The organism is Martinezella hainanensis (genome assembly GCF_900094555.1).
Taxonomy (GTDB): Bacteria; Pseudomonadota; Alphaproteobacteria; order Rhizobiales; family Rhizobiaceae; genus Rhizobium; species Rhizobium hainanense.
In genome coordinates this window covers 276,843-295,088 of sequence record NZ_FMAC01000006.1, presented here as the reverse complement: position 1 = coordinate 295,088, position 18,246 = coordinate 276,843, and the positions used below count along the sequence as shown (strand labels likewise).

Annotated in this window: 1 protein-coding gene; it reads left to right on the top strand. The window is 61.1% G+C overall.

Going from position 1 to position 18,246, the window contains the following annotated elements:
• The first annotated feature begins 201 nt into the window (after window positions 1-201).
• On the top strand, window positions 202-18,141 hold the full coding sequence (locus tag GA0061100_RS20470; RefSeq protein ID WP_075854571.1) for a T1SS-143 repeat domain-containing protein: 17,940 nt from the start codon (window positions 202-204) through the stop codon (window positions 18,139-18,141).
• Window positions 18,142-18,246 lie beyond the last annotated feature (105 nt).

Sequence of the window (18,246 nt, the reverse complement as noted above, 5' to 3'; positions counted from 1 at the left end):
ACGGGGCCGCATTTGCACACCGCGGCTGACGCAAAGTCAAGCGGTATACTTAACGAGTTGTTCTTTGGTTAAGTTAACCATCGGTAAAATAATTCTGCGATGCTGCATAACCGGCTATATCGTTGCGGTTAATGAAGTATTGCAATCAACCCGCTCCCGTAATTGATTGCAGCAAATTGAGAGACACCGGGAGCCAGACCCATGGACGACTTGCGCATTTCGACCGTAGACCACGAAGCTGCTTCGCATGATTTTGCATCAAGCGGCCGAGACGAGGGCAATGCAGCCGATATCAGTGCCAATCAACCGCTGCCGTTGTCGCAAAATGCAGATGTCGCAGCCTTCGAAGTAGCGCAAGCCGAAGAGCAACAGGCGAATGGCAAGACGGGGCGTCTTGCTGCGAACGAGCCGCAAAATGCTCCCGCCGCGGCGCCGATCCAGATCGTGCCGGATCAGGGCAATGTCGTCCATCTGCCGCCGAACACCTCGATCGACGACATTCACGTCGAGGGGCGCAACCTTGTTCTCATCCAGGCCGATGGCACCCGCATCGTCATCATCAACGGTGCGCTGCACGTTCCGACCTTCCTGATCGGTGAAGTCACGCTGCCGCAGCAGGCCGTCGTTGCAGCGCTTCAGCAGCAGGGCATCAACGTCGCTGAAGGTCCCGATGGTTCGGTTCACGCCGGCAATAGCACGGACTCCGGCCACCAGTTCACGGACAGCCAGGCCGGGAATGCCCGTACGCCGCTGAATCTGCTAGGTCTCCTCGGTCCCGGCGGCGGATTTGGCAGTGGTAGCGGCGGCAATCTGTCCGGCACTCAGACCCGTGTTCCTTTCATTGACCCGCAGGCGACCGAAACGGCTTCGCTGGTCGAACGCGGCAGCAGCACCGGCGCCTTCCTCACCTCAAGCAGCACCGGTCGTTTCGGCTTCGGCGGCAACAACGCCTCGATCACCACTGTCACGCTGGTCGGCGAAGCAGAAACCACCAGCAGCGGCACACAACAGCTGTCAGGCCTGACCTCCGGCGGTGTTGCGGTTGTTGTCACCCAGAACGGCCAGACCGTCACCGGCACCGCCAATGGCGTTACTGTCTTCACGCTGGTATTCAACGCCTCGACCGGCGCCTACACCTTCACCCAGCTCGCTGCCCTCGATCATCCACGCGGCGCCAACTCGGCCAGCGATGTGCTCGAACTGCAATTTCGATACACGGTCTCCGACACGAGTGGCCACACGGTTTCGGCCGTCGCGAACGTCGACATCGCAGACAGTGTGCCGGTTGCGGCTGTCGGTACGGCTGGTTCGCTCACCGAGGCGGCGCTGGCTTCGGGCAACGCAGCCCTGACCCATGACACCGGCGCCGCGACGGCCACCGGCTCGCTCAATATCTCCTGGGGCGCTGACAGTGCCAACACGGACAAGGGCGGCCTCGGGGATCGCTCGGTCGCCTTTACGAATGCCACCGTTGCGGCGACGGGTGAGGACAATGGCGCGCTGAGCTCGCACGGCCTTGCTGTTCATACGGTGCTTTTGGCCGACGGCACTTTGGTCGGCTACACCGGTGAGACTGCTCCTACGGCAACTTCCGCATCCAATGTCGTCTTCTACGCCACGGTCTCTGACACCGACAACGGCCACTATAACTTCACGCTGGTCCAGTCGCTCGACGACGCCAAGGGCTCGGATGCGATCACGCTGACCTTCGGCTACACGGCAACCGATTCCGACGGCGACACGGCCGCGAATACGTTCTCCGTTACCGTTGCCGACGACAAGCCTGTCGCAGCAACCGGCGATGCCGGTTCTGTCACCGAAGGTGCTTTGGCGAACGGCAACGAGAACCCTCATGTCGCAACCGATGCCATCACTACCGGCTCGCTCAACATCTCCTGGGGTGCCGACAACGCCAATACGGACAAGGGTGGGGCAGGCGATCGGTCCGTCGCGTTCACCAACGCTACCGTGACGACGCAGGGCCAGGACGGCGAGGCGCTAAGCTCGCACGGCCTTGCTGTTCATAGTGTGCTTTTGGCTGACGGCACATTGGTCGGGTACACTGGCGATGCTGCTCCGACGGCAACCTCCGCATCAAACGTTGTCTTCTACGCCACGGTTTCTGACACCGACAATGGCCACTATAACTTCACGCTTGTGCAGTCGCTTGATGACGCCAAGGGCTCCGATGCGATCACGCTGACCTTCGGCTATACGGCAACCGATTCCGACGGCGACACTGCCGCGAACAGCTTCACTATCACCGTTGCCGACGACAAGCCTGTTGCCGCAACCGGCGATGCCGGTTCCGTCACCGAAGGTGCACTGGCAAGCGGCAATGAGAACCCGCATGTTGAAAGCGATGCGAGTGCTACTGGCTCGCTCAACATTTCCTGGGGTGCCGACAACGCCAACACCGATCAGGGCGGAGCGGGCGATCGGTCCGTCGTGTTCACCAACGCTACCGTGACGACGCAGGGCCAGGACGGCGAGGCACTGAGCTCGCACGGTCTGGCCGTTCACACGGTGCTGCTCGCTGACGGCACGCTGGTTGGCTACACCGGGGAGACCGCTCCAACGGCGATCGCAGACGCCAAGGGCGCAGTTGGCTCGAATATCGTCTTCTATGCGACGGTTTCGGATACCGACAACGGCCACTATAACTTCACCTTGGTTCAGTCACTTGATGACGCCAAGGGCTCGGATGCGATCACGCTGACCTTCGGCTATACGGCAACGGACTCTGACGGCGACACTGCCGCGAATACGTTCTCCGTTACCGTTGCCGACGACAAGCCTGTCGCGGCAACCGGCGATGCAGGCTCGGTCACCGAAAGTGCACTGGCAAGCGGCAATGAAACCCCGCATGTCGAGGGCGATGCGACCGCGACGGGTTCACTGAATATCTCCTGGGGCGCTGATAACGCCAACACCGACCAGGGCGGCGCCGGCGACCGCTCTGTCGCCTTTACCAATGCTACGGTGACGACGCAGGGCCAGGATGGCGAAGCGCTGAGCTCGCACGGCCTTGCCGTTCACACGGTGCTTTTGGCCGACGGCACGCTGGTCGGTTATACCGGCGAGACCGCTCCGACCGCCGCCATGGACGGCAAGGGCGCTGTCGGCCCGAACATCGTCTTCTATGCGACAGTCTCGGACACCGACAATGGCCACTACAACTTCACACTGGTCCAATCGCTCGACGACGCCAAGGGCTCCGATGCGATCACGCTGACCTTCGGCTACACGGCTACCGATTCCGATGGCGATACTGCTACGAACAGCTTCACAGTCACCGTTGCTGACGACAAGCCTGTCGCAGCAATCGGTGATGCCGGCTCGGTCACCGAGGGCGCGCTGATAAACGGCAACGAGACTCCGCATCTCGACGGCGACGCTTTGGTCACTGGTTCACTCAACATCTCCTGGGGCGCCGACAACGCCAACACCGACAAGGGTGGGGCCGGCGATCGCTCGGTTGCCTTCACGAACGCCACAGTTTCGACGACGGGCCAGGATGGCGAGGCGCTGAGCTCGCACGGCCTTGCTGTTCATACGGTGCTTTTGGCCGACGGCACATTGGTCGGCTACACCGGCGAGACTGCTCCTACGGCAACCTCTGCATCCAATGTCGTCTTCTACGCCACGGTCTCGGATACCGACAATGGCCACTACAATTTCACGCTGGTCCAGTCGCTCGATGACGCCAAGAGCTCGGACGCGATCACGCTGACCTTCGGCTATACGGCAACCGATTCCGACGGCGACACCGCCGCGAATACGTTCTCCGTTACCGTTGCCGACGACAAGCCCGTAGCCTCGACCGGTGATGCGGGCTCCGTTACGGAAGGCGCGCTGGCAAGCGGCAATGAAAATCCTCACGTCGAAAGCGATACGAGTGCTACTGGCTCGCTCAACATCTCCTGGGGTGCTGACAACGCCAACACGGATCAGGGTGGCGCCGGTGACCGCTCGGTCGCCTTTACCAACGCTACGGTGACGACAACAGGTCAAGACGGCGAAGCGCTGAGCTCGCACGGTCTGGCCGTTCACACGGCGCTTTTGGCTGACGGCACGCTGGTTGGGTACACCGGTGAGACTGCTCCCACGGCAACGTCCGCCACCAATGTCGTCTTCTATGCGACGGTCTCCGACACCGACAACGGCCATTATAATTTCACGCTTGTGCAGTCGCTTGATGACGCCAAGGGTTCGGATGCCATCACGCTGACCTTTGGCTACACGGCAACGGACTCTGATGGCGATAGCGCTGCGAACAGTTTCACCGTCACCGTTGCGGATGACAAGCCGGTCGCCTCGACCGGCGATGCCGGCTCGGTCACCGAGGGTGCGCTTGCGAATGGCAACGAGACTCCGCATTCCGAAAGCGATGCGTTGGCGACCGGCTCGCTCAACATCTCCTGGGGTGCTGACAACGCCAACACCGACCAAGGTGGGGCTGGCGATCGCACGGTCGCCTTCACCAATGCCACAGTGACGACGGAAGGCCAGGAAGGCGAGGCGCTGAGCTCGCACGGTCTTGCCGTTCACACGGTGCTGCTTGCTGACGGTACGCTGGTCGGCTACACCGGCGACGTCGCTCCAACGGCCGTCGCAGATGCCAAGGGTGCGGTGGGCTCGAACATTGTCTTCTACGCCACGGTCTCGGATACCGACAACGGTCACTATAACTTCATGCTTGTGCAGTCGCTGGACGACGCCAAGGATTCCGATGCCATCAAGCTGACCTTCGGCTACACGGCAACGGACTCTGATGGCGATAGCGCCACGAACAGCTTCACGGTCACCGTTGCTGACGACAAGCCTGTTGCCAGCGACGTCACGGTCGGCACCGGCAACCTATACGACACGACACCTGCAGAGCAGATGCCGCTCCGCCCGCTCGTCGAGCTGAGCGAAGGGCCGAAGTCGCCGGAAGGTCCCGCCGACAGCGTCAGCGGTGGATCGGGCAGCCTGTTTACTGCCGGCGCCGATGGCTTCCAGCAGGTCACCTTCACCGATCCGACCGGCCTCAAGGGCATCTACATCGATGCCAATGGTGTCGCTCACAAGGAAGGTCTGTCCTTTGGCACCACGACGGACAATCTGGGCAATACCATCTACTCGGCAACCGGCAAGGAGTCGGGCCAGGTTCTCTTCACACTGACCGTTGGCGCCGATGGCAGCTATACCTACGTCCAGTCCGGCGCCTTTGCCGATGCCAAGGGCTCCGACAACGAGAACTTCAAGATCGCTTTCGAAGTCACCGACGGCGATGGTGACAAGGCAACGGGTTCGCTGACGCTCAACGTCGCCGATAGCCTTCCGGTCGCCAACAACGTGACGGTCGAGTCGGGCAGTCTGCACGACACCACCTCGACTTCCTCGGCGACACCTCCCGTCCAGCCGCTTGCTGAACAGTCGAGCGACACCGACAGCGTCAGCGGTGCATCGGGCAGCCTGTTCAACACGGGCGCCGATGGCTTCGCACGACTGACCTTTACCAATCCGACCGGTCTCAAGGCCATCAACATCGATGCAAATGGCGTCGCGCATACGGAAGGGCTGAGCTACAGCACCTCGCGTGACGACTCCGGCAACACGGTCTACACGGCGACGGGCAAGGATTCCGGCCACGTCATCTTCATGCTGACCGTCCATGCCGACGGCAGCTACACCTATGTCCAGTCCGGCGCTTTCGCCGACGCCAAGGGCTCTGACAACGAGAACTTCAAGATCGGCTTCGAAGTCACCGACGGTGACGGCGACAAGTCGACGGGCTCGCTGACGCTCAATGTCGCCGACAGCCTTCCGACCGCAAGCACCGTCACAGCCGAGCATCTCCTCAACGACGATATGTTCACGGGCGGCAACCCCGACAAGACCGATGAATATCACAGCGTCAGCGGCGCATCGGGCAGTCTGTTCAACACGGGCGCGGATGGCTTCAAGAAGGTCGCGATTGCTCATTCGGATCTGCCGACGCTGACCACGATCTACACCGATGCGGATGGCGTTGCGCATCAGGAAGCCGTGAGCTGGAGCAAGGCGCAGGTCGCTGATGGCAGCACCACCTGGGTTGCGAGCAGCGCACATCATGAGACCGTCGCCACCTTGATCATCAATGCCGATGGTTCCTACACGTTTTCGACCGGCGCGCCGCTTGCCCATCCGACCGCGCAAGCCGATGAAGAGACCTTGTCCCTGACCTTCAACTTCACCGTCACCGATGGCGATGGCGACAAGGCAACGGGCTCGCTGACGGTTGGCGTCAAGGATGACGTGCCGATCGCTCACACGGTTGACAATACTGCCTCATCGGTCAACGACGATGCGCAGACTGGTGGCAACCTGGACGGCAACGGCGCCGACACGAACAGCGTCTCGGGCGCTGCCGGCGCCCTGTTCAGCGCTGGTGCCGATGGTTTTGCGAGTGTCTCGATCGACCAGTCCAGCCTGCCGGCCTTGAAGACGATCTATGTCGATGCCAATGGTTTCGCGCAGCAGGAAGACGTGACCTGGGGCAAGCCGACGGTTTCCGGCGGTGCGACGACCTGGGTTGCCTACAGCGCCAATCACGAGACCGTCGCCACGCTGACCATCAATGCAAACGGCTCCTATAGCTTCAGCACCAGTGCGCCGCTTGTCCATCCGACCTCCGGCACGACGGAAGAAAGCTTACCGCTGACTTTCACCTTCACGGTGACGGACGGCGACAACGACACGTCGACCGGCTCGCTGACTTTGCATGTTACGGACGATGTGCCGCTGGCAAACACCGTCACCGTCACCAGCGTGACGTTGAACGATGACGCCCTGAAGGGCGGAAACCCGGACACGGTCGGTGTCGCCGATACCGATACGGTCAGCGGCGCAAGCGGCACGCTCTTTACGGGCGGCGCGGACGGCGTTCATCAGGTAACGCTCGGAGCGACCACGGATTTCAGCGCCATCTATACCGGCAAGGACGGCTTTGCCCATGTCGAGTCGGTCGTTTGGGGCAGCCCGACGACGGCGGCGGGCGGCGAGACGATCTGGATCGCAACGGGCAAGGACAGCGGCCAGACGGTCGCGACGCTGACGATCGGCGCTGACGGTTCCTACAGCTTCACGCTGAGTGCGCCGGTCGCTCACGGCGCAAGCCAGACTGCGGAAAATACGCAGGATCTGACCTTCAACTTCACTGTTACCGATGGCGACAGCGATACGGCCAGCGGCGCGCTCACGGTCACCGTCAAGGACGACGCGCCGATCGCCTATAAGGTTGATGCCACCTCGACGCCGCTTAACGACGACGCACAGGCACATGGCAACCTCGACGGCGGCACCGCGGACGTCAACACGATCAACGGCAATGCAGGAGCCCTGTTCTCCGCTGGCGCCGATGGCGTCAAGAGCGTGTCGATGGACAGCCTCCCGACGCTGAAGGCGATCTACCTCGACAGCCACGGCATCGGTCATCAGGAAGCCGTCACCTGGACGTCGTCCGCGGCGAATGGTGTGACGACCTGGACGGCAACTGGTGCCTCCAGCCATGCCACCGTCGCAGTTCTGACGATCAATTCGGACGGTTCTTACAGCTTCACCGCGGATGCGCCGCTTGTCCATTCGACCTCGTCGACCACCGAAGACAGCCTGACGCTGAATTTCGGCTTCACGGTCACGGATGGCGACGGCGATGCGGCGAAGGGTTCGCTGGCGATCGCGATCACTGACGATGTCCCGGTTGCTTCCGGCACGACCGTTGCGGTCAGGGCCGACGAAGGCGACATTTATAATCTCCTGTCGCACGGCAACAGCCCGCTCGACGGCACGCATGACGGCTCGTCCTCGCAGCCGGCACTGTTTGGTCTCGGTTTTGCGGCCACGGTATCCGGCTCGGTTGCTTCCACAGTCTCCTTCGGTGCCGACGGCGCAGCTATCGGCGGCGGCTTCAGCTTCACGGCCAATACCACGTCGACCCTCGCCGCCCTGCATCTGACCTCGGGTGGCGAAGCGCTCTCCTATGCCATCGTCAACAATGCGATCGTCGGCTATGTCGATAACGATCACCATAGCGGCTACAACCCGCTTCTCGACCGCCCCGTCCTGTCGCTGACGCTGTCCGGTGACGGCAGCTTCACCTTCCAGCAGTACGACCAGCTCGACAATGTCGCCGGCCCCGGCAACGACCTGCGCTCCGGCAATGGTTCGATCTCGGCCATCGATTTCGGCTCCGTCATCCAGGCGACCGATGGTGATGGCGACAGCGTGACGCTAAAGGGTGCCCTGAACGTCACGATCGTTGACGACGCACCGAAGGTAAGTCTGGCCCTGACGGGCTCGATCACGATCGACGAGAGCGGCAGAGGCGATGACGACGTCAGCGCCAGCAATTCGATCAGAGGCTTGTTTGCCGGCATCACGGGCGGCAATGATCCTCACATGTCGACGGTCTACGCACAGCATGGCGTCGTCTCTCCGTCGGTCTCGATGGGCGCCGACGATGCAGCCGGCGCGACAAGCAGCCTGACGCTCCATATCGACAATGCCGACTCCGGCCTGACGACGACGGCAGGTCAGACGATCACGCTCTCCCAGCTCGCCGACGGCACGGTTGTCGGCAAGATCGCGGACGGAGAGATCGCCTTTGCGATCCGCATCGATGACAGTGGCAAGGTCAGCATCGCCCAGTACATGGCGCTTGCCAACCCGAACACGTCGAAGTCGGACGGCGATACGGTCGATCTCACCGGCAAGCTTTCGGCAGTGCTGAGCGCGACCGATAGCGACGGCGACACCGTCAGCAAGTCCGTTTCCATCGGCAGCAGCATTCGCTTCGATGATGACGGCCCGTCGATCGGCAACGCCGTCTCGACGAAGACACTTGCCGAGCATAGCCTTGTCACGAATTCGGGCACGATCTCGCCTTCCGGCGTCAGCACCGGCGCGGTTGCGCTCAATTTCGCCTTTGGCGCCGATGGTCCGGCTGCTCATGCCGTTACCTTTGTTGCCCGTTCGAACGGCAGCTATTTCACGGCGAGCTACGGCAACAATCAGAGCCTCGATGCGACCAAGCTCAGCTCCGGCGGCCATGCGCTGTCCTATGCGGTCAGCAGCGACGGCATGACGCTGATCGCCTACACCGGCGGCAATGCCGCCGATCAGTCGAGCTGGGTCTTCAAGGTCGACCTGTCTCAGGATAGTGCTCACGCCAGCGGCGCCTACAACTTTACGCTCTACAAGGCGCTCGACGACGTCAACGGCCAAGCCAACCTTTCGGATATCAAGCTGACCTTCCAGGTTGCCGGCCATGACGGCGACGGCGACACCACGACCGGCACGCAGAGCTTCTCGGTCGATGTCACCGACGACAGCCCGTCCATCTCGTCCTTCGTGGTCGACAAGAGCCAGGCGATCACCGTGGACGAACACGGCCTGACGCCGTCCTCCCCGGTCAGCGCCACGACCGGAACGCATTCGATCGTCTCAGCGGTCGTCAATGCCGGCGCCGATGGCCTTGCCTCGCAGGTCTATTCTCTGCAGGTCGGCAACAATGGGAATTCCGGCCTCTCCACCATCGACAATCATGCGATCACGCTGCAGCAACAGTCGGCAGGGACGGTCAACGGCGTCTATACCGGCTCCGACGGCAAGACGCACATTGCCTTTACGATCTCCATCGACTCCGGCAGCGGCGCGCTCAGCGTCACGGAAAACGTGGCATTGAAGGACATTGTCAACAACAACCCGGTCGACCATCTTAACCTTGCCACCGGCTCCCTGAGCGCAGTGGTGACGGTGACCGACGGCGACGGTGATACGGCAAGCAAGTCTGCCGACCTGTCCGGCGTCATCACCTTAAAGGACGACGCTCCGACCATCGGTAGCATGACCCTCGGCGGCGTCGGTGAAAACGGCCTGGCGACGACGCATCCGACTGCCACGGGCTCGCTGGCGATCAGCTTCGGCGCAGATGGCGCCAAGAGCGTCACCTTTAGCAACGCATCCGCGGCAAGCAACGTGACAGGCCCGAGCGGTCTGTCGTCGAACGGCAAGCCGCTGGCCTATGCCTTCATCGGCAGCCTGCTGGTGGCCTATACGGGATCTCTGCCGACAGCGGCGGATGCGGCCAATGTGGTCTTCACCGTGGCGCTCGCACTCTCCGGCTCCTATACGTTCACGCTCCTCCAGCCGCTCGATCATTCCGACGCCATCGCTTCCAATGGCAGCCATGCGATCGATCTGACCTTCGGCTACACGGCCACGGACGGCGACAATGATACGGCAAGCGGCAGCTTCACGGTCGAAGTGAACGCAGCCGGCACGGTAACCGCTCAGACGATCGACTACTCGGCCATCTCCACCGGCGTTACCGTCAACCTCTCCGACGTCAGCCAGACCGTCGGTTCGCAGACGATCGTCGCCAACACGGCAACGGATGCCGGCGCGGTCCATGTTGTCGGCAGGGACAATGTAGCCGGTATGACGCATGTCATCGGCACCAGCGGCGACGACACGCTGATTGGCGGTGCCGGCGATACGCTGACCGGCGGCGCGGGTAACGACACCTTCGTGGCCGCCAGCGGAACGGTCACCGTCACCGACCTCCATGACAAGGACATCATCAAGGTTCTGAACGGCGCGACCGCAGCGATCACCGCCACCGGCGACTGGACCGCAACGAGCGACACAGTCAACAGCGGGACGGCAACGATCAATGCCAACGGCCATAACATCGACCTGTCGGCGGCGGGCGGCAATGGCTGGACACTGACCAATGCCGGCAATGCGACTGGCGTAACCCTGGTCGGTTCGAACCACGGCGACATCATCATCGGCGGTTCCGGCGACGATATCATCAGGGCCGGCACGGGCTCTGACACCATCGATGCCGGCGCCGGCAACGACAAGATCTATATGTCCGCCGATCTTGCCGATGCCGCGGCCTATGGTCCGCGCAGCTTCGACCTCGGTGCTGGCATTAAGATCGATGTCGCGCTCGACCACATGTCCGGCACCGGCGACAGCGTCAACGGCGGTGCAGGCGACGATACGCTCTATCTGCAGGGTTCCGGCTCTAACGGCTATGTCCTCGACTACCGCTCAACCTCGGGCCTGCAACTCCAGGGCGTCGAACACATCGTTGGCACCGACAGCAACGACCTGATCGCAGTCTCCAAGACCTACACGAGCGATGCAGCGGGCGGGGGCGTTACCATCGATGGCGGCGCGGGCGACGACGTCATCTTCGGCGGTGCCGGCAACGACACGCTGATCGGTGGCTCCGGCAACGACACCATCGTTGCCGGTACGGGCAACGACACGATCCTCGGCGGCACGGGCAGCGACAAGATCTACTACATCGTTGGCTCCGGCAACGATCGCATCGACGGCGGTGCGACCCTGGTGAACGGGAAGGAAACCGACACCGACGAACTGCATATCGTGAGCGATGGCAACAGTCACACCTACACGATCGGCGAGATTGCCCTCGGCGATGCCGGCAACATTGCGTCGGCTGACGACCATGCCGATCTGACCGTCGGCATCAGCGGCGGCGGCAGTGTCCGTGCCGACGGCATCGAGGACCTTTACCTCGATCTCGGCGGCAGCGCCGGCAACACGATCGTCTTCGGCAATGTCAGCGATACCGCGCTGGCACCCGACACGATCGTCGTCAACAGCGGCAGCGGCAACGATACGTTCGACATGACCGGCCTCACCGGCAATGTCCACATCGTCATCAACGACAGCGATCCCGTTGCAACCGCAGGCAGCGACACCGACACGCTGAAGCTTGCCGGCAAATGGGCCGACTGGACGGTCACTCACGACGGTGCCGACAACGGCACCGGCAGCTATACGCTGACGAACGGTACCGAGACGATCACCGTCACCAATGTCGAGCAGTTCACCTTCATGGGCGAAAACGGCGGTGCCGGCGGCACGCTGTCGCTTAGCCAGCTGATGAACGTCGCGCCCATGGCAAACAACTTCACCGCCTTGAGCCCGGTAACCGAAGACAGCTCCACCGAGAGTGTCGAAGGTTTCATTCTGCACGGCAACCATGCAACGGATGCGAACACCAACAAGTTCGATACGTTGACGGTCGTCGGCATCAGCGCGGGAACCACGCCGTCTGCTGTTGCCAATGTGACGGGCTCCGACGGAACTGTCGTCGACGGCACCTATGGCAAGCTGACCATCTACGCCGACGGCACCTACAGCTACACGCTGGATGACACGAAGGATGCGACCAACTCCCTCAGCCAGGGCGAACAGGTCAAGGAGGTCTTCGACTATACCGTTCAGGACGCTCATGGCGCCCAAAGCTCCGCGACGCTCACGATCAATGTCATCGGCACGAACGATGCGCCGATTGCCGTTGCCGAGGCGGCTTCGGTGACCGAGGACACAGCAGTCACGGCGACCGGCAGCCTTCTTGCGGGAGCCAGCGACGTCGACCACCTGGATATCCTCTCGGTCGCCAAGGTCGGTGACGTCAGCGACGGCCATGCGGGCGTCGCCGGCACCTACGGCACCCTGACCTGGGATAGCACCACCGGTGCATACACCTATGTCCTGAACAATGCCGATCCGGCCGTACAGCATCTCATCCCGAACGAGACGCTGACCGACAAGTTCACCTTCACGATCACCGATAATCACGGCGCCACCAGCACGCAGACGCTGACGGTAACGATCAACGGTTCCGACGATTTCCCGGTCATCATCGGCGCGCAGGACACTGCTGGCCATGCCGTTGCCTCGAACCTTCTGGTCGACGGCGACTTCGCCCATGCAACGGCATCCGCGTGGACGAATGGCGGCGGCTTCACCTGGGCGACGGAAGGCACCGGCTGGACGATTTCCGGCACCGAGCCCGGCCAGACCGGCGTCCGCCTGGAAGAAATTGCCAGCGGTTATGAGAATGTCACTTCGTCTAATGGCGCGCCGATGGTCGATCTCGGCGCTACTCCGGGGAATATCGCGATTTCGCAGACCGTTCACGGTCTGACCGATGGCGCAAGCTATGTTCTAAGCTTCGAGTATGGCACGCCGGCCAACGGCACCGCAGCAGTCCAGGTCTGGTGGAATGGAGAGCTGGTCGATACGCTGAACCCGACGCCTGGCGCCGGGCCTCTGTCGACCATCACCCTGCCGCTGACGGCACATGGCACCGACAACACGATCTCCTTCGTCGAAATCGGCACTGCCAGCGACAACATCGGCACCTATCTCGCTAATGTCTCGCTGACCGCCGCATCGGCAACGTCTCTGCCTGTTATCGCCGATGCGATGAACGAGAACGATACCCATAGCTTCACCTTCGGCTCGGCCCAGTTCAACTACGGCGCCGACGGTCAGGGCACCACGGGTGCGCTCACCTTCGACACCGCGCATGCCGTGGTCTCCGGCCCACAGGGTATTGCCCTCGGCATGCCGCAGCTGAGCTTCGATGGCTCGACTATCACGGTAACCCCGGGCACGGCCTTTGACGCGCTCGGCGCTGGCGAGATCGCCAAGATCAGCATTCCCTTCGAAGTGACGGACCGAAACGGCAGCGTTACCTCCGGGGTTTACGAGCTGACGGTTACCGGCACCAACGATGCTCCCGTTATCCTGGCATCGAGCCAGACGACCGGTTCGGTCGTCGAGCAGGGCCTGGATGCGACCAGCCACGCGGTTGGGACGTCGTCCGTTTCGGGCGTCATGGCAAGCAGCGATGTCGACCATGGCGATACCGCGACCTGGTCGATCGTCTCGGGTCAGACGACTGTCTCGTCGGTGCATGGCACCTACGGCACGCTGCAGATGGACGCAGGCTCCGGCAAATGGACCTACACGATCGACGAAAAGGCGGCCGACTCGCTGCAGCTCGGCGATCAGAAGATCGACAGCTTCACGGTCGAAGTCGCGGACGGCCATGGCGGCATCGCGACGCAGCAGGTCAACATCACCGTCAACGGCTCGAATGATGCACCCGTAATCAGCGGCGCGGCAACCGGTTCGGTCGCGGAAGCCGGCGTCAATGTTGACGTGAGTGCGGGCACGGTTTCGGGCTCTCTGACGGCGAATGACGTCGACGATACGTCCTTCACCTGGTCGGTTGTCGATCCGAAGAACAGCGCTAACAGCGCCGGTTCCGAGGTTGGAGCCTATGGCACGCTGAGCGTCGATCAGACTGGCAAGTGGACCTACGTTCTGGATCAGTCGAAGGCCGATCCGCTGACAGCGTCGGATCAGAAGCACGATGTCTTCACGGTGCAGGTCAGCGATGGCCATGGCGGCGTCACGACGCAGACGGTCGATGTGACGGTCAACGGCACCAACGATGCACCGACATTTACCGGCGATACCGGAAGCATTCTGGAGGGGAGCACCGCTCCGATCAGCGGCGCGATCGTCGTTTCTGACGTCGATGCAAACCAAAGCTCCTTCACGACTGCGTCTTCAAATTCAATCGCGGGCGCACACGGGACATTCACCTTCACCAATGATGGTTCCGCGACTGGAACTTGGACCTATGCGCTGAACAACAATGACACGGCGGTTCAAGCGCTGACGGCTGGCGCCAAGCTCACTGATACTTTGGCCGTGACCTCGGCCGACGGAACCCCGCATAACGTCACCGTAACGATTACGGGCGTCGATAACCCGCCGGTGTTTGGCACGGGAACGACGACTGGGTCGGTGACGGAGGATGCGTCGTACAGCGTGGGTTCGGAGCTGATAACGAATGGTGATTTCCAGAATTATTACTTCTCCGGAAATCACAGCTATCCAATCAACTGGTCACTCACCGGGTCAGTCTACGATGTGAATGGCGGCCGGCTTGATTCCACGTCAGCAATGCTTGTCTCAAATACCAGTTCCATCAACTCGCTTTCGCAGACCATATCGACGGTTGTTGGGCAGACATATCAGCTCAGCTTCTACATGCAGGATTTTGCCACTAGCCTACCCGGCGGGGCAGCGGCAATTTTCGATGTCACGACAGGATCTCAAACGCAGGCCATCAGCTATACGTACTCTAACTCCAGCAATAGTCCCTACGTACTCTATACGATCAACTTCGTTGCAACGAACTCGAGCACCTTGATTAAATTCTGGTCTCCGTATCAGCCGTTCGGCTCGTTCAACATCGACGATGTCTCGGTAAAGGCGGTTTCCGGAACACCAGGTATCGAGACGACGACGGGGTCGATCGCATTCACGGATACGCATGCATCTTATACCCATACGGTTAGCTATGCGACACCTGCTGGCAGTAGCTACTACGGTACGTTTGCCGCTAGCGTCGACAACACGAATAACAAGGTTAACTGGACGTTCAGTGTCAACGATAGTGCGATCCAATCACTGGGTGCCAATGATCATATCAATCAGACTTATACCCTAACACTCAGTGATGGTCACGGCGGAACGGTCACCAAGGATGTCATCGTGACGGTGAATGGAACAAATGATGCGCCGACACTGAGCAATGTTGCCGCGACAGCCTCCTATAATGCAGGAAATGCCGCGATAGTGCTGTCAAGCACGACGACCACAAATGACGCCGACAATACGACACTGGCATCGGCCAAGGTTTCCGTATCTGGTGGCTTTATCAGCGGTGACACACTGACAGCGACCGTCACCGGAACATCGATTACTGCAAGCTATAATGCTGTAACCGGTGTACTGACGTTGACGGGCAACGACACACTGGCGCATTACCAAGCAGTCTTGGACAGCGTGACGTTCTCATCTACGAGTTCCAGCACGGCCACCAGGACGATCAGCTGGTCTGTCAATGATGGAACAATCGATAGTAGTGTAAGTACGACGACAATCACCGTTGCTCCACATGTAAATGTGGCGCCGGTTTTGGATCTGGATACCGCAGCGAGCGGAAGCGATGAATCGTTGACTTACGCAAGGCAGACCACCGTCAATCTGGCGCCGCGTGCTCTTGTCACAGACTCCGACTCGTCCAATTTTAATGGTGGAACTCTTACCATCAGCTCGTCGGGTGCTTCGGACAAATTGAGCATTCTGAATCAAGGAACGTCGCCTGGTAAAATCGGTGTGAATGGAATCAATGTGACTTACGGTGGGACGAAAATCGGCACTTATACGTCAAGCGATGGGGGCGCAACGCTGACGATTACATTTACTTCGAACAGCGCTACACCCACCGCAATAACGGCACTCCTGAAAGACATTCAATTCAATTCGAACTCGAACTCGGGAGATGGCAGGACTGTCAATTTCACCATCACCGACGGGGATGGCGGATCAGCTTCCGCGAACGTCACGCTGCAGCCCCCAGGTATGCCTGCCGGCACCTCCGGCGAGGCCATCAACCTTGCGCTTGCAGATCCATCGCATCATGTCGGCGCGGTTACGTTGAGCGTTGCTGGCCTTCCGGCTGGCTGGGTGCTCAGCGAAGGCACGCATAATGCCGACGGCACCTGGACTGTGGTGACGAACAATCCGTCCTCGCTGACGGTGACTTCGCCCGATGGCGTAACCGGTGCGGTGGTTCTCCAGGTCACCGAGACCTGGACCAATGCCGACGGCTCGACGGGAATGGCCACGGTGGCCGACAACGTCGAAGCCTATGCCAAGGGTTCGCCGATCTTTGCCTGGTCGGGCGATGACACGCTGACTGCATCGAGCGGCAACGACACGCTTGTCTTTGCAAACACCATCGGCAAAGATGTCGTGCACAACTTCGATGTGGTGCATGACAAGATCGACCTTATCGGCTTTGCGGGCTTCAACAGTTTCGCCGATGTTCTGGCTCATCTGTCCAGTGATGCCGCCGGCAATGCCGTCATCACGCTCGGCAATGGCGAGACCATCACCTTGGCAGGTGTCAGCGCCGCGGCGCTGACCGCAGACGACTTCGTCTTCAACGAAGCGGTCGTAACGCACAATACCGGAGACATGGTGGTTGCCGACGGTGCGCTGATGCCATTCAGCGGTACGCTCGACAACACCGGCAGCATCCATATCTCTTCGGCTGGCAGCGAGACGGACTTCGAAATCGTCCAGCAAGGTCTCACGCTGACCGGTGGCGGCACGGTGACGCTGTCCGATAACGCATCCAATGTCATTTTCGGCAGCAGCGACCACGTTACGCTGACGAATGTCGACAACACCATCTCCGGCGCCGGCCAGATCGGCGACGGCCACCTGACGCTGGTCAATGCGGGCACGATCATTGCCGACGGCAGCCACGCGCTCGTCATCGACACCGGCGTCAATGCGGTGAGCAACACCGGCACGCTGGAGGCGACCGGGACGGGTGGTCTCCATATCCATAGCGATGTCGTCAATAACGGCCTGCTCTGGGCGAACGGCGGCGACGTCAATCTCGATGGCAATGTCAGCGGCACCGGCACCGTGCTCTTGTCCGGCCACGCCAACCTTGAAATCGGCGGCTCGTTCAACGAGGCGATCACGCTTGGCAAGGACGCCCAGGCCACGATCACCATCGACCACGCCGCCGCCTTCAGCGGCACGATCGCCGGCCTCGACGGCAACGACGCCTTGCGGTTCGGCGACATCTCGGCCGCGACCGCCAGCTTCTCCTATGCGGAGAACGCGGCGAAGACCGGCGGCGTGCTGACCGTCACCGATGGCACCCATACCGCCTCGGTCGGTCTTACGGGCGAGTATTCGGCCAGTGACTTCTCGCTGGGTCACGACGGTGCGTCTGCCGAGATCGACTTCAGTGGGATCGGCCACCTTTATGGGACAGACGGCAACGACACGCTGACGAGTGGCGGCGGTTATACAATGACCGGCGGCGCTGGTGCGGATACCTTCGTTCTCGATGCCAAGGCCCTGCACAACCTCAACATGGCCGACGTCATCACCGACTTCAGCCCGAAGGGAGAGGGCGACAAGCTGGATGTCTCGAACTTGCTCAACGCACTGGTTGGCGAACATCCGGGCATGACGGCGGCAAGCGCTGTCGCGTCGATGACGGCCGAGGTCGATACCGTAGCCAATTCGACGAAGATCAGCGTCAATACCGGTTCGGAAACCCATGTTGTCGCCACGTTGCAGAACTACACGCCGACAGGTCACGACGCCGTGCATGTGCTGTTCAATAACCACGATGAGCAGCTGGCAACCCATACGCAGACCGCTGGCGCCTGACGGCTTTCTGTCGGAACCCAAATCTCGAAGCGGCGCTTCCTGAAGGCGCCGCTTTTCATTGAAGTCGACGTTGCAGCGATGATCCGGCAACGGGTCGATCGGGAA